A 16,548-nucleotide genomic window follows, 5' to 3' on the forward strand; every position below is an offset into this window, starting at 1 on the left:
AAATGGCTGATAAAGTATCTGGAACTGCTGCACAATTGGAATTTGAGAAGCAAAAAAGAAAAGAAGAGATGAAGCAACAAGTAATTACTTTTGCTTTAATGATTATTTTTACGATTATTGCTTTTGCAATGGTTTTATCAGAGCTTGATAAACTATTCGTCATACCGATACTGTTAGTGTTAGCGGCTATTCAAGTTGGTTTTCAGTTGTATTATTTTATGCACATGAGTCATAAAGGGCATGAACTACCAGCTTTAATGTTCTATGGTGGAGTATTTGCTGCGTTTATTACGATACTAGCGCTATTAGTATTAGTTTGGTGGTAATAAAAAAAGCTTGAGAAGTCTTTCAATACTTCTCAAGCTTTTTTAACAATACGTAAGTTATCAATTATCTGTTGATGAAATCGTAGAAATAGCTTGTTTTAACACAAATGTGTTCGATATAATAAGGTAATACTGAGGTGGTAAATATGTTCCAAGATATACAGATTTTCGGTTTTCGTGCTTTGTGGAGCCCTTATTTTATGCTGTTTATTGTAGGCTTAGCTGTTGCTTATTACTTTCTTTTCATTAATCGAAAGGATGAAAAAAAAGCGGATAACAAGCAAATACTATATTTTTATAGTGGTATCTTGTTATTGTACATTATCAAAGGAGCTCCAGTTGATTTGCTATCACATATCATGTTTACAGCACATATGGTCCAGATGGCGCTCTATTATTTACTTTTCCCTATTTTAATAATCAAAGGAATACCTGTATGGGTGTGGGAAAAAGTATTTAATATGCCTGTGGTAGGGGCAATTCTACGTATTTTAACGAAGCCGTTAGTAGCATTACTATTATTTAATGGATTATTTTCGATGTATCATATTCCGGTAGTGTTTGACTATGCAAAGGCAAATGAGATTGCACATACATCGATTACATTAACGATATTGGTAGCTGCATTTATTGTTTGGTGGCCAATTTTTTCTCCAATAAAAGAATTAGATAAGATGCCACCTTTATTAAAATTAGGTTACATAATTGCTAATGGTATTTTAATTACTCCAGCCTGTGCACTGATTATCTTTGCAACAGGTACGATTTATTCTACATATAGTGCATCTGGTCCGTGGATGCAAGCGATGGCACTATGTGTACCATCGGATGTTCTAAGTAGTCTATCTTTAAGTGGTCCGGAAATGTTTTCCCCATTAAGTATTCTGGAAGACCAGCAGCTTGGTGGTATTGTAATGAAAATTACGCAGGAAATTATCTATGGTGCGATCTTGGCTCGTATTTTCTTTCCTTGGTTTCGCAGTGGAGCGGATACGGTGGATCCATTACCACCAAATCATCAGACAGAACAAATTTAAGGTTGGAAGGACAGAATGAAAACATGGAAATATTACCGACGATAAGCACATTTTTTATTGTGCTTAGTGCGATATTTGTAGCAATTGGTTGGCGCTTAGTTGTGAAAAAAAGATATAAGGCACATAAAAAAGTAATGCTGCTAGGAGCAGTAAGTGCATTAATCTTCTTTATTATTTATATGTCTAGGACTGTGTTTGTAGGAAATACTAGTTTTGGAGGTCCAGAAGAGCTAGAAATTTATTATACCATCTTTCTTGTTTTTCATATTGTCCTAGCAACTTCAGGAGCAATTTTCGGTATTGTTACACTAGTGTTAGCATTTAAAAGAAATATAAAAAAACACAGAAAAATTGGTCCGATAACGAGTGTTATCTGGTTTTTTACAGCAATAACAGGTGTTGCAGTATATTTGTTATTATACGTATTCTATCATGGTGGAGAAACAACAAGCTTACTAAAAGCAATCTTAGGAACATGATAAACAAGAAGAGATGTAAACTTAAGATAGGCAGTCTTATCATAAGTACAATAGACTAAAAAGAAGCAAACACATTTACGGTGTTTGCTTCTTTTTGGAAAAGTATAATATTATAGGGATTCCTCTCGAGTAGCGCCAAGAAGCTGATTTCTGATGAGTGGAGTCTCACTTTATTTAAGATTATATTTTAAATTTCATCTTAATGATTCCTGCTTCTTTAGCAGAATTAAAGGCGATAACAATTAATGGTCCAATGATAAAGCCTAAAATACCTAATAGTTTTAAACCAATATACATGGCGATTAATGTTACGAGTGGAGAAAGACCGATATGTTTCCCCATCACCTTAGGCTCTACAATTCTTCTAATTGCAAGCAATATAACTGCGAGTATAGCCAATTGCACGCCAGGCATAATGTCACCGGTTATTAATAAGTAGAGTGCCCATGGTCCTAAAACTACAATCGAACCGATAATCGGTATAAAGTCAATGACCCAAATGATTAAAGACATCATTAAAGCATATTGAGGAACAATTATATACAATCCGATTAGTGTTACGATAAAGATAATGATACTGACTAAAAACTGTGCTTTGCAAAAACCAAAAATAACATGTGATAGGCGTTCATTCATGAATTTTACTTTTTCAGCAGTTTTCTCTTTTAAGTGACTATATGCTTTTACTTTCAAACGTGGAATTTCCAACATAAACATAAATAAGGCTATTAAATATACAATAAGACTAACTAAAAACTCAGGTATTTTACTGGCCACTTTAGCTATTTCCTCAATATTTAATATGTCACGAGTCGTATTGCTTAAAGACATAGTGGTAGATTGAATTTGAGCTTTTACTTCCTCAACAAGTTCTGGAGGTAAATCTTCAGTAAAATGTTCTAAATCTGATTCCCATTCAAGCAGTTGATTGTTAAGTTGAATAATATATGTAGGTGCATTTTCAGCAAAAGTTACTACTTGACCAATTGCTCTTGTTATTGCATATGTACCAATCGTGCTAATAATAATGATAAAGAGGAAGAAAACAATTGTTACAGCTAGCTTCCGATTTACCTTCATCTTCCTCATAAACCATCGTATTACGGGATTTAATATTAACGCTGTAATAAACGCCAGAAGCAGTGGTATTGATACCGGTAATATAAAAATAGCAGCTAGCAGTAAGAAGAGAATGACAAAGAATATTTTGATATATTTTTTATTAATATTTTTCATGTAGGAAATATCGAGGCTCCTTTCAATAACTAGTTGTATATATCTTGCTGAAAAACGGCTGTATATAATACAGCCGTTTCTTTAGAAAAGTAGATTATTACTTCATAAAAGGTTGGATGTTTTCTTTCGCGTTTTGTAGTAACGTAACAGCTCTATCAACAGTAGAGGTTGGAAAGTTCTCCTCCTCACCATACTCAATTCCATGAGGATAATAGTGCTTACCAATAATAGGTGTTAACAGCTTAATTACTGCATCCCCTCTATCAACATCTCCTTCAACTGCATAGCCTTGTACTCTTATGTAATATGTGATGTTTTTCTCAGGTGAACCAATCTTATAATCATATGTAACACGTTCATAATCCCATTGACTTGCGCGGACAAAATTAGCTTGTTCCATTACATGGTCTAATGGTTTTAAATCAATTAAGACATCTTCTAATTCAGTGTTCGTAATTTTCATACCTTCACCCCATCTAAAATAATCACTAAATTAATAATAGTATGAAATCTTAAAAGATGCAATTTATAAAGAAGGATTCCTCATAAAAATTTTCATGAATATAGGAGACTGACATATATTTTAGTAAATATATGTTTTTTATGAGGTGGGAATGAATGAGATTGAAAATTATTGCTTTTATTATTCTAGTAAGTGCACTAGTATTTAGCTATTTATTTTATGTTAACAAACCTGAGGAGCAGCAACTTGTTCATTATCATCAAAGTCCAGCTGAAGTAAAGAATGAGAAAGTATACATCGACGAAGAGCATACGCTTATTGCCCAACAAGATGCTATTTGGAAATTCGTCGGTCGCAAAGTAGAGGAGTTTGAATTATTGTATGGAGAGCCTGTCAGAAAGGATACATCTCTTTATGGTTATGATTGGTGGATATATAATGATGATGATGTTTATGTGCAAATTGCCGTACAAGATGATGTGATCATTAGTATGTACTCCAATTCAGATAACTTAGATTTTTCTCCTTTAACCATTGGCCAAGAACGAGAGGAAATTAAGGAGATATACTCATTGCAAGATGAAATAGAGTTTGAGCATTTGCGTTTTAAACTAACGGAAAACGATTTGTTAGAGCGACCGATCGTTCAGCTGACTGAAGAATTGTTCGCTCAACTATACATTGATCAGTTTACAGAAAAGCTGGCAGGAATAAGAATTGTTAATAAAGAGGTATTGGAGCTTATTCGACCATATGAACTCTTTTACTGGGGAGAAGTTAAGGAGCTAGTGGAGCCAAACAAAGAGGAATGGGAGGAGGTTGAATCTGGTCTAGAACAGCAGATTTTTGATTTAACAAATGAAGTAAGAAGGTTATATGATGTAGGTGAGCTAGTGTGGGATGAAGATAGTCACCATGCAGCGAAGACACATAGTGAAGATATGTATACAGAAAATTATTTTTCCCATTATAGTTTGAACGGAGATGGATTGAAGGAAAGATTATTAGCTGCAAATGCTCATTATTTATCGGCTGGTGAAAATATCGCAGCCCATTACATTGATGCGCCTGCTGTAATACATGGTTGGCTTAATAGTGAAGGGCATAGAGAAGCACTGTTAAAAGCTGAGTACACCCACTTAGGAGTCGGTGTGTATCAATCATTTTTTACGCAAAATTTTATAGAAAAATAAAAGAAGCTAAGTGTGGGTGTCATCACAAAAATAGGTAATTCGCATATAGTATAAATAGAAATGTTGCTAGAGAGGAGAAATACGGATGAACGACATGTCAAATCCTTCTATACAACAATTTAAAGCATTTATACATGAGCGCCCATTACTTATTAAAGAAATTCGACAAGGGAAAATAACGTTGCAAGAAACTTATGAAAAATATGTTTTGTTAGGTGAAGAAGACCCCGTTTGGAATAAATACTTGTCAGGTAGCAAACACGACCAGCAAAAGTCTGAAGAAGATTCATCAAGTCAATTTTACCAAAAAGTAATGAAGCATTTAGAGAATGTAGACTTAAATCAGGTAGAGGGCCATATTCATAATTTGAATGGAGCGATTGGCAATATTGTCACGTTAATTGATCAGTTTAAGCAATACCGCAATAGTCAAGCAGGGCAGTCTCAAGCAAATGATTTCTTCTACAAGCCAAAAGATTAGGAGGGGCTAGATTGGAGCCTGAAACATATCGATTTATTCAAGAACGAAGAGATTTGTGGCAATTTATCCGATTAAATCCTGAGTGGTATCGCCATTTAACTAGATATCCAGAAGACTTAACTGATCTAGAGGCAGAAGCCAAGCAATTTTATGGAAGGACATGGTCGCAACGTTTGGAAAAGACAGGACAAAATATACAAATGGCTAGAATGTTAATGCAAATGGCAGGCTCTTGGAATGAATAGAGTGCTGCCACTTTTCATTTTTCCTGAAAATTGGTATCATATTGTTATGGAGGTGTCAGTACATGTTAGCAACGATGGAAATTGTTGATATATTAGATAAATCAGAAGCTCTTGGTCAGATGGTAATAGAATCTGAAGTAATGCAAGAGTTTTATGAAGCGAAGCAAGTAATGGAGCAAGACGCAAAAGCGCAGGAACTTATCAAACGCTTTAGTGAAGTGAAGGAAAAACATGAAGAGGTGCAACGCTTTGGTAGGTATCATCCTGACTATAGCCAAATTATGAAAGAACTTCGTGTAAGTAAACGTGAAATGGATATGCATGATTCCATTGCTGCTTATAAATTGACGGAAACGAACTTGCAACGATTTTTAGATGAGATCAGCCAATTAGTAGCATTTAGTGTTAGTGATAAAGTCAAAGTTCCAATGGATGGTGCTGCACTTACAGATAGTGGCTGTGGTTGTGGTTCAGGCGGCGGATGTGGCTGTAAAGCTTCTTAGGAGATACATTGAAAAGTGAGGTGGCTTTATGATCGAGAAAAGACAAGGATTAATTGTTTGGTTCCATCAAATGAAGCATGTTAAACATATAAAAAAGCATGGCCATTTAGTACATGTATCGAAAAAACTAAAATATGCTATGATATATGTTAATCAAAGTGATATCGATGATACATATCAATCACTTTTGAAATTACCATTTATAACAAAGGTAGAATATTCATATAAGCCATTTATCAATACTAATTTCGAAAATAAATCATCGGATAAAAAAGAAAAAGAATACGAATATAACATGGGGATTTGAATAATTGAAAAGTGCTCAGAGTCACATTAAACACCCTATCTTATTAATAAAAAACAACCTGCAGTTAATAGTAACTGCAGGCTCTTTTTATTTTCTTACGTAAGAAAATAAAAAGTTAAAGGGAGAGGAGAAACCGGAGGAAGAACTTATGGGGAAATGTAAGTCTTCTCCGTTTTAGCAACGTATATGTTGCTATATTTAAAGTTTTACCCAATTTTCTTTTTTTATACATGAAGAAAACATATAACATAACATTTAGTATGTAAAGTAAACCTTCCATAGTGAAGAAACATGTGATGGAAGTGTAAGTATGTCATCCTTCTTCGTTTAGACATAGTGAACATGTTTGAGGAATTGATTCTTTTCATGCTATAGTAAGATAGATTTAATAAACTCTAGAGAGGGGAACAAGCCTTGAGAATAATTGCTGGTGATTTAAAGGGGAACAGAATTCAATCAGTCCCTGGCCAATTAACTCGCCCTACTGGTGATAAGATAAAAGAATCTTTGTTCCAAATGATTGGTCCTTTTTTTGATGGAGGTACGTGTCTCGATTTATTCGCAGGTAGTGGAGCTTTAGCGATTGAAGCGATGAGCAGAGGTATTGATAGCGCCATTTTAGTTGATAAACAAGCAAAAGCCGTATCTGTTATTCATCAAAATATGGACCATTTACATATGACAGATAAAGTAGAAGTATATCGTAATGACGCATTCCGAGCATTAAAGGCGATTCAAAAAAGAGAATTGCAATTTGATTTACTTTTTTTAGACCCACCATATCATAAAGTTTCTTATGACAAGTTATTAGACAGTATTAATCAAATGAATATGGTAAAAGAGAATGGGCTTATTATCTGTGAGCATGATCCGAAAAATAACTTAGAGGATAAATATGACCAATTCTTTATTTGGAAACATGAAGTGTATAATAACACAACAGCGATTACGATTTTTAAGAAAGGTGTGACAAGTAATGACTAGACTTGCAATTTGTCCAGGGAGTTTTGATCCGGTAACAAATGGACATTTAGATATTATTAGAAGAGGTGCAAAGGTTTTTGATGAAGTAGTTGTTGCAGTATTTAACAACCAGTCAAAGAGCCCACTATTTACAGTGGAAGAAAGAGTGGAGCTCCTTGAGAAGGCTACAGCAGATATCGAAAATGTAACGATTGATGCATGTAATGGTTTGTTAATGGATTATGCGAAGAGTAAAAATGCACAAGCGGTATTACGTGGTTTAAGAGCTGTATCTGATTTTGAATACGAAATGCAGTTAACTTCGATGAATCGCAAATTGAATGAAGAGATTGAGACATTTTTCATGATGACCAATAATCAATACTCGTTTTTAAGTTCAAGTATGGTAAAAGAAATTGCGAAATTCCAAGCAAATGTCTCGGATGTAGTGCCCAAAGTTGTAGAAGAGGCACTAAAAGCGAAGTTTCATCAATATTAATGTTTAGGCTTAACTAAGAGTATAAGATAAATGAACAGCGCGGCTAATGTCATAATAAAACCGGATTGTTCAAATAATACATAGATAGATTGAATATTGCTGATGGAAGGCTCGGCCCATACTGAAATAACCGTATCTTTTGAGAGCGAACCTTGATAAATAGGGCGATATAAAATCCATGCTAGAATGCCAGCAAACATTCCGTGTAATAAGCGTGCGAAGAAATAAGGAGCAAATCGAATGTCTGTCTCAGCAAGGATACTTGCTACTTGAGCTTGGACAGAAAATCCGTTGAAGGCAAGAATAACGGATACAACGATTGCTTGAATGAGGATAGAATTGTCTGCTTGGGATATTTCATTTGCTCCTATTGTTATTTCGAACAATCCAGAAAATAAAGGAAGTGCCATATCCGACGGAAGTTGAAATAGGTTTAGGAAGACTGCGATCCCACTTGAAATGATTTGCGCTATTTGAACTTCTCGTAAAATTTCGGTAATTACTGAAAAAGTAATGATAAATCCGCCGATCAGTAGTAATGTTTGAATCGAATGTTTTACCGAATCACCTAGAACCTTACCAATTGTTCGTTTTTCTTTGATTCGTGCTTGATGCAATGCACGAATTGCCTTTGAGAAAGAAAAAGAACTAGGATGATCTGAATGGCGTTCCTTATGTTTATAAAATCGCATGCAAAGGCCAACGATAAAATTACTGACATAATGTGTAATAGCTAGTAAGATCCCCAGTTTATGGTCATGAAAGAAGCCGATTGATACGGCGCCGATAATAAATAATGGATTAGATGCATTCGTGAAACTGACAAGGCGTTCTGCTTCCGTTCTCGATAATTCTTTTTCCTGTCGCAATCTTGCGGTAAATTTTGCTCCTGCTGGATAACCACTTGCCATCCCCATTGTCCAAACGAATCCTCCGACACCAGGGACATTAAATAACGGCCGCATGATAGGCTCACATAAGACACCGATAAAATGAACAACTCCAAAAGCAATTAATAATTCAGCTACAATAAAGAAAGGTAATAAAGAAGGGAAAACAACATTTGCCCAGACATCAAGCCCTCTTTGACTAGCTTTCAATACTTCTTGGGGAAAGGTGATAATCATAACAGCCATAAAAATAGCAGCTCCTGCATACATAATAGAAAATATCTTTTGCTTCAACTTTGTCCCTCCTTGTTAGCACTTTTCTGTACCTTTCGAAAAATGAGTAGTAAAATATGTAGTGTTTTAACGTTTGTCCTATAATTAAATATACGCAGTGGCAAAGAAGAAATATGACTATGAGATGCTGTTTGATGACAAGAGAAAGAAGGGGTAACTATGTTTAAGAATCAAAGAACATCAAGATTGCTAGGCTTCATCGCAGGTATCGTTATTATTGCGGCGTTGTTTAGTTACCAATTACCATATTACATTCACAAACCAGGTCATGCAGATTCACTGACTGGTGTAATTGAGGTAGAAGGAGCAACAGAAAGTGAAGGGGATATGCACCTTGTCACGATACAAAGTGGAAGAGCGACACCTTTTCAATATTTGTTAGCATCTTTACGTGATTATGAGGATATTGTCCCGGTAGAAGATGTGTTATTAGAAGGGATGACAGATCAACAATATCGCGAAATGCAACTAATGATGATGGAAAGCTCTCAAGAAGCTTCTACAGTTGTTGCTTATGAAGCGGCTGGTAAAGATATTGATATTAGCTATAATGGAGTCTATGTCGTTTCAGTCGTAGATGGAATGCCTGCTGATGGTGTGCTGCAATCTGCAGATGAAATAGTCGAAATTGATGGACAACAAATAAATGAGGCAGACGACTTGATTGATTATGTCAGTTCTAAACAAGCAGGAGATACCATTTCTTTAACTGTCAATCGAGAGGAAGAGACGTTGCATAAAGAAATTACGTTAGAATCCCTCGAGGAATTAGATGGTAGCGTAGGGATGGGAATCCAGTTAGTCACTAATCGAAAAGTTACGGTTTCACCGGAAGTAACGTTTTCAAGTGGCGGAATTGGGGGACCTAGTGCCGGTCTAATGTTTTCTTTAGACATCTATAATCAACTTACTGACGAAGATTTAACACATGGTTTGCAAGTAGTTGGTACAGGAGAAATTGATTATCAAGGCAATGTTGGAAGAATCGGTGGAATTGATAAAAAAGTAGTAGCTGCAGATCGAGATGGTTGTGATATTTTCTTTGCTCCTAACGAAAATGGACGAGAGGATTCTAATTATCAAATTGCGAAACAGACGGCAGAAGATATTGGAACAGATATGAAAATTGTTCCTGTTGATACATTTTCAGATGCATTAGAATACTTAGAGAACGTACAAGGTTAACTAACACAATAAAGCCGAACAACTCATCCAACTAGCGGTGCTAGTGCAGAAGATGTCGTTGTTCGGCTTTTGTTAGATAATGTTAATTGAATTTCAAAATGGGGCTTTGATAAGCTTGTTTTTTAAGCTGTAATTGATAGCTTGGAGGCAAAATGCTGAAATAAGCGTGGTCAATTCTATCGTCCATTGTTTGATATGGATAGGGCTTTTTATTGCTAGTGTACCATTTAACCTCACTGTTTTTCTTGATCGAATTCAAATATGTTTTTCCTGTTGTGTTCATTCCTAGAATCCGAATTGCATCAGGTTTTTCTTTCCTCAATTCTGCATCTACTTCTTTGGTGTATGTATTTGTCAAAATATGAGTGAATATTCGTTGTAAGCTAGTCCATGTGTATCTTTTGGTTTTTAATGAATTCATCCATGACAGGAATGAGTCTGCACGTTTAGCTGTTTCAACGATTCGATTTTCGATTCCTTCTTTCACCCCTTGAATTTGCTTCCACTCTTCTTTTTTCATCGTTAATACTTTATATTGTAATAGTGGAAAATATGCTTGCCACTCGTGCCAAGATTGGAATCTTTCTTTGTATTGTTCAATCCCTTCTTTTGTTGATTGTGGTACGACATTTGCTAATTGTTGTTGCTCTTGGTGCTCCATGAGGAGATGACGAATACTTGTTGCACTAGCAATTGAACCATGTATTTCTGTGTCATGATAATCGCTATTCCTTCGCTTAATCGTTAATGGAGTTATACCAGTACCTAGATCATATATATTTTTAATGTATTGGTATCCCAATATATTATTAGGTTGAGTAAAATCAATATTTATGTCATTGCCAGCAATAGAATGAAACGCGATATCGTGTGCTTTAGGATAGGAATTTCCTTCTTTTAATGCACGGTTTAGCGAGACATCATATGCTTTGTGGTGTTGTTGAATAAAATGATATAAATGATTAAAATCCGCTATTTCACCATGTTCACTACCGAAACAGAGAAAGTCGGTGGCTAAATGATGTAATATCTTTATCGCACCGTTTGCAAAGAGTTCGCTATGCTGAACAGCATAAAAATAAGGAAGTTCTACAACTAGGTCAATTCCTTGCTCGATAGCCATCTTAGCTCTAGTGAATTTGTCTACAAGTGCAGGTTCACCTCTTTGTAAGAAGTTTCCGCTCATTACAGCGATCATGCATTCTGCACCAGTTATTTTTTTTGCTTGTTGCAAGTGATAGTGATGTCCGTTATGATAGGGATTGTATTCAACTATTAGCCCACAAGCTTTCATTGTGATCACCTCATCATTATTTATACTAACAAGAAGAATATTGTAGTAAATAGTATAGCATAGAAATACGTCCATTCTGATAATTCGAGAGAGTTTTTCTGTAAATGGTGAGAATAATTCAGTGTTAACGGTGAAGCTTAACTAATGTAAAGAAAATATCTTGACAAATGGGTCAATACATTTTAAAATATTTCTTGTTGCCTTGAGGTGAATGTAATGAAATTATATATCCAAAAACTTAAACAATCACAGGGTGAGCCTGTATCATTTCGTGAACATGTCGACATCTCAGATATTGCACAATTAGATAATGACATAAGGCGAATTGAACCAGTATTAGTTACTGGTACAGCTATGATTGATGGTGAAAATATCAACTGTGATTTCCAAATTCAAGGAACGATGATTCTTCCTTGTGCGAGAACGCTAGTAGATGTGCCGTATGAATTTTCCATACAAGCATTTGAATCTTTTACGACATCTGTTTATCGTGAAGGAGAAGACGTACATTTAGTAAGTGGTGAAGTACTTGACTTAACTCCATTTATCGAGGAAAATGTACTATTAGAAATACCATTAAGAGTGTTTGCTGATAAGGACCAACTAGAGGCAAACACGGTGAAACAAGGTAAAGGTTGGACTCTGATTACGGAAGAAGAGCAATCAGAGAAAATAGACCCACGCCTTGAAAAATTAAAAGCTTTATTAGACGACAAAAGTAACGAGAAAGATAGTGAAGGATAGAACTTTGCTTCTCTTTAAAGGAGGTGTAAGGCATGGCAGTACCTAAGCGTAGAACTTCAAAAAAGGTTAAAAATCAACGTCGTACTCATAAAAAATTACACGTACCAGGAATGGTAGAATGTTCAAATTGTGGTGAGTTAACTAAACCACACCACGTATGTAAAGCTTGTGGACAATATGATGGAAAACAAGTAGTAGAACAATAATTTGATATGTTGTACTGTAAATAGTGTAGGAGATGAGATCTCTTACACTATTTTTTTATATTTTATTTACGTTGTCTAAAAGCGAGAGTGGACGTTACTCCATGTTTGATACTCCGTGAAATGCGCTCATCCATTCTGTTGTTTGTAAGTGCTAGAATTATCGCTACGTCAGAATACTCCGCTTTCACCCTCGGGGCACAAGTGCAACATCTATTCAAGCACAGATCGCTTTCATAGTGTTTTCTATGCCACAGGCATGGCTTCAACTAACTTTTTCAACAAAAAGCGGTTGAAAAAGTGGATTTTCAGCTCATGCTATTCCTGTAGGAGTCTCCGTATTCTGCCTTCGCTTTGGTTATATTCTCTATTGAATGAGAGTGGAATACTCAAACAATATGTCCTTAGCGAAGCGCATCTCTTTCGGAAATGAATCATCGTATTTCCACTCACAAATAGTAAAACGCATCATATAGCGGAGACAAAACACGAAGACTCCTGCGGGAACAGTACGAGCTGAAGATCCACTTTGGGAAGTGGGTTTCTTCACAAAGTTAGCTGAAGCCGTACCCGTGGAAAGCGTAGTGTTTTGTCGGAGCTTTATCCTAGCACATTTCATAAATAGAACGGAAGAAAGCCTAACCTACAGAAGACTTACGCTTTTAGACTTCGTAAGTGTTACTGTTTTTTTAGAAGTGAAATTTTTTTCGGATGTCTATCTCCTCTATTAATTGCATACATTGTATCAAGAGTAGAGGAGGTGGAGTTGTGCAAGGGAATCGACAAGATGCATGGACAAATGATGAAGATTTATTGCTAGCTGAAACGGTATTGCGTTTTATTAGAGAAGGCAAAACACAGCTTGAAGCATTTAAGGAAGTCGGGAAGCAATTATCACGAACCTCAGCAGCGTGTGGTTTTAGGTGGAATGCGACTTTACGTAAGCAGTATGACGATGCCATTCAACTAGCAAAACAAAATAGAAAGAACATAGCATATCAACCACAACTGGAAAGAAAGACGGATGAGCAGGTTAGTCAACCAACTATTTATGAAGTAATTGAATCATTAGAACGTTTGCAAAGTCACTACAAAAAAATAGAGTCTAAAGAAGACCTGCGTAATCTGGAAAAAGAAAATGAGCAATTAAAAAAATCACTACAAACGTATCGATTATTTGTTACAAAAGTAAAAGATGCCTTAAACGCACTTGAGTAATAATTCATACTTATTTATCTTTATGAAGGGGCGAAATGGCGGAGGATACTTTCTCGCTATCTTCGTCCTTTTGTTTCGTTCTAAGTAGTAATAACATTCGTGAATATTAGGTAAACTACTTGCACAAGTGAAAAAGTCTTATATAATGAATATGAAAATGACTAAACGTAATTTGAGAATCATTTTACAAGATAAAAGTGAGGCTATGCTATGATTGAGGGATTTTATTATCTGCTTGGGGCAATGATTACTCTGCCATTTCTTATTACTTTTTTAGTGTATAAGCTATCCTGTAAGGTTGTTGGTGAGAAGCGTTTTTCTTTCCATCTTGCTATCGATCTAACCACTATTTTATACATTGGATCGGTTATAGCTATGATATATACATTATTTTCTATTAATCCTATTAGTTATATCATACTTCTTCTATTGTTTTTATTAATTGCTTGTGTATTTATTCATTGGAGAGCCTACACAGATATTGTCTTTACTCATGTATGGAAACGATTTTGGAAAGCTACTTTTTTATTATTCTTTACATTACATATCCTCATTTTGTTAGTTGGAATTGTTTATAATATTACGATTGTGTTGTAATGGGATAGAAGTTGCAAACAAAATATGTGCGTTTATCGGTTACATTATGTACAATACTAATGGATTACTATTGTATATATTGATTACAAAGGAGCAGTTCATTAATGCGTATCGAATCCAAAAGACTCGATTTACATAATAAATTTATTTTAGACTATAAAGCTGAAGTGAAAAGTTTATTAGATCACTTCGACTATAACCCGTATCAAGAAAATGTGTTTGAACAACGAATGCAAGAATTGAAAGAGAGAAAGTACCAAAGAGAAGAATTAGCAAATACACTATTGTTACTAAACAAGCGTTGGAACGGGGACGAGGCTACCTATGCAAACATCGAACGTTTGAAAGATCCTAATAGTGTTGTTGTTATTGGTGGACAACAAGCAGGTATATTAACAGGACCACTGTATACGATTAATAAAATAATATCTATTATCGCTTTAGCGAAAGAGCAGGAGAAAGCTTTAGGAGTGCCAGTTTTACCTGTGTTTTGGATTGCTGGGGAAGACCATGATTTTCCTGAAGTTAATCATCTATATTTACCTGAAGATACCGAGCTGAAAAAATATCGTATAGATGATGAATATGGAGAAAAAACGTCTGTATCTCATCGGGAGCTAAATAAGGAACAAGCGCTAAAATGGTTACAATCCACTTTTCGTTCATTGAAAGAAACAGCTGTAACGAAAAGCTTATTCGAAAAATTACAAAGTATGTTAGAACAAGCAGAAAACTATGTTGATTTCTTTGCATCCTTTATCCATGATATTTTTCGTGATACAGGATTAATTCTAGTTGATTCAGGTAATAGAGCAGTACGCCAATTGGAATCACCTTATTTTGCAGAAATTATTCGAAAACAACCTGAAATAAGTGAAAAGGTGTATCATTCGTTACAGTCCATGAGAACGAAAGGATATCATGTTAGTGTGGATGCTAGTCAGTCAGATGCACACCTTTTTGTTGAAGTCGACGGAGAACGAATTTTATTACAGAAAGATGGAGATAACTGGGTCGGTAAAAATGAAGAGTGTAGTTTTTCTAGTGATGAGCTACTAAATATTGCAGAACAGGCACCAGAAAGGTTGAGTAATAACGTGGTGACTAGACCATTGATGCAGGAAAAATTATTTCCGACGTTAGCATTCTTTGCAGGACCTAGCGAAGCTGCATATTGGTCTATTTTAAAAGGTGCATTCCAAAGTGTCTCTGTAAAAATGCCACCAGTGTTACCGAGGATATCATTAACGCTTGTTGAGGATAGAGTAAAAAAATTGTTAACTAAATATAGCATTGCAATTGATTCAGCTCTTCATCATGGTGTGCAGACAGAGAAGCAAAATTGGCTATCGGCTCAAATGGAGAGACCAATTGAAGAGCTTGCTAATCAATGGAAGGATTCGATTATTAAAGGGCACCAACCATTGAAATTAATCACGGAAGATTTAACGACAGATGTTACACAATATGCAGATAAAAACTTGCAATTAATACTACAGCACGTTGATCAATTAACTAATAGGCTAACAAAAGAGCACGCGAACAAATACCAGATGCAGTTAACGGAATTTGATTATATACAGATGCACCTGAAACCAGGTGGTGGATTACAAGAACGAATCTGGAATATCGTGTATTTTCTAAATGTATACGGATATAATTGGGTTAACTATATCAATAAATATGAGTTTGATTGGAAAGAACAGCATTATTTAGTCTATTTATGATGACTAATAGTAATAAAACGAGGAGATCATTTTTAATGGTTTCCTCGTTTCTTTTTGTTTTCTTGAAACGCTTGTTCGTTGAAAAGCATTAGTTTTTTTAGTGTTTAATAAAAAGTCAAGTTTTCTCTCTTTTTTTTTTAAAAGTAATAGTGGTGAAAAGTGGAGGGATGTGGTAACATAAGGGTAGAAAGTGGGGTGCCTAGATATGTTCATGGGTGAATATCAGCATAACATTGATACGAAAGGACGTATTATTGTTCCTTCCAAGTTCAGAGATAATTTAGGAGAGCAGTTTGTCGTAACTCGTGGATTAGATCAATGTTTGTTTGCTTATCCAATGGATGAATGGCGCCAATTAGAAGAAAAACTAAAAAAATTACCACTTACAAAAAAAGATGCACGAGCATTTACACGTTTCTTCTTCTCAGGAGCAGTTGAATGCGAACTGGACAAACAGGGGAGAATAAATATACCTGCCCCACTTCGTAAATATGCAGGAATTGAGAAGGAATGTGCAGTTATCGGGGTATCGAACCGAGTAGAATTTTGGGCTGAAGATAAATGGAATGATTTTGTAGATGTATCAGAGGAATCATTCGCAGAAATTGCAGAAAATATGATGGACTTTGATTTGTAAAGACAACCAAGAAAGATAGGGGTGACT

Annotated in this window: 21 protein-coding genes; 17 read left to right on the forward strand and 4 right to left on the reverse strand. The window is 35.4% G+C overall.

What is annotated here, in order from left to right:
• The first annotated feature begins 2 nt into the window (after positions 1–2).
• The 3 genes from ctaF to SH601_RS02790 all read left to right on the forward strand — a co-directional run bounded on the left by ctaF (position 3) and on the right by SH601_RS02790 (position 1,842).
• Complete coding sequence (gene ctaF / locus SH601_RS02780; RefSeq protein ID WP_319956701.1) at positions 3–326, forward strand: cytochrome c oxidase subunit IVB; 324 nt, start codon at positions 3–5, stop codon at positions 324–326.
• 146 nt (positions 327–472) lie between these two features.
• A complete protein-coding gene (gene ctaG, locus SH601_RS02785; protein ID WP_319956702.1) occupies positions 473–1,363 on the forward strand; it encodes a cytochrome c oxidase assembly factor CtaG in 891 nt (296 codons plus the stop codon).
• Between the two features lie 23 nt (positions 1,364–1,386).
• Positions 1,387–1,842, forward strand: coding sequence for a DUF420 domain-containing protein (locus tag SH601_RS02790; protein WP_319956703.1), 456 nt, complete (start codon positions 1,387–1,389; stop codon positions 1,840–1,842).
• A gap of 180 nt (positions 1,843–2,022) precedes the next feature.
• Here SH601_RS02790 and ytvI read toward each other — a convergent pair whose 3' ends face one another.
• Together ytvI and SH601_RS02800 are read right to left on the reverse strand one after the other, a co-directional pair.
• A complete protein-coding gene (gene ytvI, locus SH601_RS02795) occupies positions 2,023–3,078 on the reverse strand; it encodes a sporulation integral membrane protein YtvI (protein ID WP_319956704.1) in 1,056 nt (351 codons plus the stop codon).
• Positions 3,079–3,175: 97 nt separating this feature from the next.
• Complete coding sequence (locus SH601_RS02800; RefSeq protein ID WP_319956705.1) at positions 3,176–3,541, reverse strand: YugN family protein; 366 nt, start codon at positions 3,539–3,541, stop codon at positions 3,176–3,178.
• Between the two features lie 155 nt (positions 3,542–3,696).
• Between SH601_RS02800 and SH601_RS02805 the strand changes: the two genes are divergently transcribed.
• From SH601_RS02805 to coaD, 7 genes are all read left to right on the forward strand, one after another.
• Positions 3,697–4,734: a CAP domain-containing protein gene (locus SH601_RS02805; protein WP_319956706.1), complete on the forward strand. Its 1,038-nt coding sequence runs from the start codon at positions 3,697–3,699 to the stop codon at positions 4,732–4,734.
• A gap of 85 nt (positions 4,735–4,819) precedes the next feature.
• On the forward strand, positions 4,820–5,215 hold the full coding sequence (gene ylbD / locus SH601_RS02810; protein ID WP_319956707.1) for a spore coat protein YlbD: 396 nt from the start codon (positions 4,820–4,822) through the stop codon (positions 5,213–5,215).
• A gap of 11 nt (positions 5,216–5,226) precedes the next feature.
• A complete protein-coding gene (locus SH601_RS02815) occupies positions 5,227–5,460 on the forward strand; it encodes a YlbE-like family protein (protein ID WP_319956708.1) in 234 nt (77 codons plus the stop codon).
• Between the two features lie 62 nt (positions 5,461–5,522).
• Positions 5,523–5,963, forward strand: a complete 441-nt coding sequence (locus tag SH601_RS02820; RefSeq protein WP_319956709.1) for a YlbF/YmcA family competence regulator — start codon at positions 5,523–5,525, stop codon at positions 5,961–5,963.
• 28 nt (positions 5,964–5,991) lie between these two features.
• Entirely contained in the window at positions 5,992–6,270 is a 279-nt protein-coding gene (locus tag SH601_RS02825) for a YlbG family protein (RefSeq protein WP_319956710.1), read from the forward strand.
• Positions 6,271–6,684: 414 nt separating this feature from the next.
• Entirely contained in the window at positions 6,685–7,254 is a 570-nt protein-coding gene (rsmD, locus tag SH601_RS02830) for a 16S rRNA (guanine(966)-N(2))-methyltransferase RsmD (RefSeq protein WP_319956711.1), read from the forward strand.
• Positions 7,247–7,732 (forward strand): pantetheine-phosphate adenylyltransferase, encoded by a 486-nt coding sequence (gene coaD, locus SH601_RS02835; RefSeq protein ID WP_319956712.1) that lies wholly within the window; start codon positions 7,247–7,249, stop codon positions 7,730–7,732. The genes rsmD and coaD overlap by 8 nt, the downstream gene beginning before the upstream one ends.
• On the opposite strand, the gene ylbJ is transcribed toward coaD, so the two are convergent.
• Positions 7,729–8,916, reverse strand: coding sequence for a sporulation integral membrane protein YlbJ (ylbJ, locus tag SH601_RS02840; protein ID WP_319956713.1), 1,188 nt, complete (start codon positions 8,914–8,916; stop codon positions 7,729–7,731). The genes coaD and ylbJ overlap by 4 nt on opposite strands.
• A 159-nt stretch (positions 8,917–9,075) precedes the next feature.
• Between ylbJ and SH601_RS02845 the strand changes: the two genes are divergently transcribed.
• On the forward strand, positions 9,076–10,101 hold the full coding sequence (locus SH601_RS02845; RefSeq protein ID WP_319956714.1) for a SepM family pheromone-processing serine protease: 1,026 nt from the start codon (positions 9,076–9,078) through the stop codon (positions 10,099–10,101).
• A gap of 82 nt (positions 10,102–10,183) precedes the next feature.
• On the opposite strand, the gene SH601_RS02850 is transcribed toward SH601_RS02845, so the two are convergent.
• Positions 10,184–11,395 (reverse strand): nucleotidyltransferase, encoded by a 1,212-nt coding sequence (locus tag SH601_RS02850; RefSeq protein WP_319956715.1) that lies wholly within the window; start codon positions 11,393–11,395, stop codon positions 10,184–10,186.
• Positions 11,396–11,611: 216 nt separating this feature from the next.
• Between SH601_RS02850 and SH601_RS02855 the strand changes: the two genes are divergently transcribed.
• The 6 genes from SH601_RS02855 (at position 11,612) to mraZ (ending at position 16,521) form a co-directional block, all read left to right on the forward strand.
• Positions 11,612–12,139: a YceD family protein gene (locus tag SH601_RS02855; protein ID WP_319956716.1), complete on the forward strand. Its 528-nt coding sequence runs from the start codon at positions 11,612–11,614 to the stop codon at positions 12,137–12,139.
• Positions 12,140–12,171: 32 nt separating this feature from the next.
• The gene (gene rpmF / locus SH601_RS02860; protein WP_319956717.1) at positions 12,172–12,345 is read left to right on the forward strand and encodes a 50S ribosomal protein L32; all 174 of its coding nucleotides are present in this window, start codon (positions 12,172–12,174) and stop codon (positions 12,343–12,345) included.
• A 765-nt stretch (positions 12,346–13,110) separates the two neighbouring features.
• Positions 13,111–13,560 (forward strand): RsfA family transcriptional regulator, encoded by a 450-nt coding sequence (locus SH601_RS02865; RefSeq protein ID WP_319956718.1) that lies wholly within the window; start codon positions 13,111–13,113, stop codon positions 13,558–13,560.
• 210 nt (positions 13,561–13,770) lie between these two features.
• Positions 13,771–14,157, forward strand: a complete 387-nt coding sequence (locus SH601_RS02870; protein WP_319956719.1) for a DUF3397 domain-containing protein — start codon at positions 13,771–13,773, stop codon at positions 14,155–14,157.
• A 104-nt stretch (positions 14,158–14,261) separates the two neighbouring features.
• The gene (bshC, locus tag SH601_RS02875) at positions 14,262–15,884 is read left to right on the forward strand and encodes a bacillithiol biosynthesis cysteine-adding enzyme BshC (protein WP_319956720.1); all 1,623 of its coding nucleotides are present in this window, start codon (positions 14,262–14,264) and stop codon (positions 15,882–15,884) included.
• A gap of 205 nt (positions 15,885–16,089) precedes the next feature.
• Complete coding sequence (gene mraZ / locus SH601_RS02880; protein ID WP_319956721.1) at positions 16,090–16,521, forward strand: division/cell wall cluster transcriptional repressor MraZ; 432 nt, start codon at positions 16,090–16,092, stop codon at positions 16,519–16,521.
• Positions 16,522–16,548 lie beyond the last annotated feature (27 nt).

It is taken from the genome of Gracilibacillus pellucidus, from assembly GCF_033949965.1.
Classification (GTDB): domain Bacteria; phylum Bacillota; class Bacilli; order Bacillales; family Amphibacillaceae; genus Gracilibacillus; species Gracilibacillus pellucidus.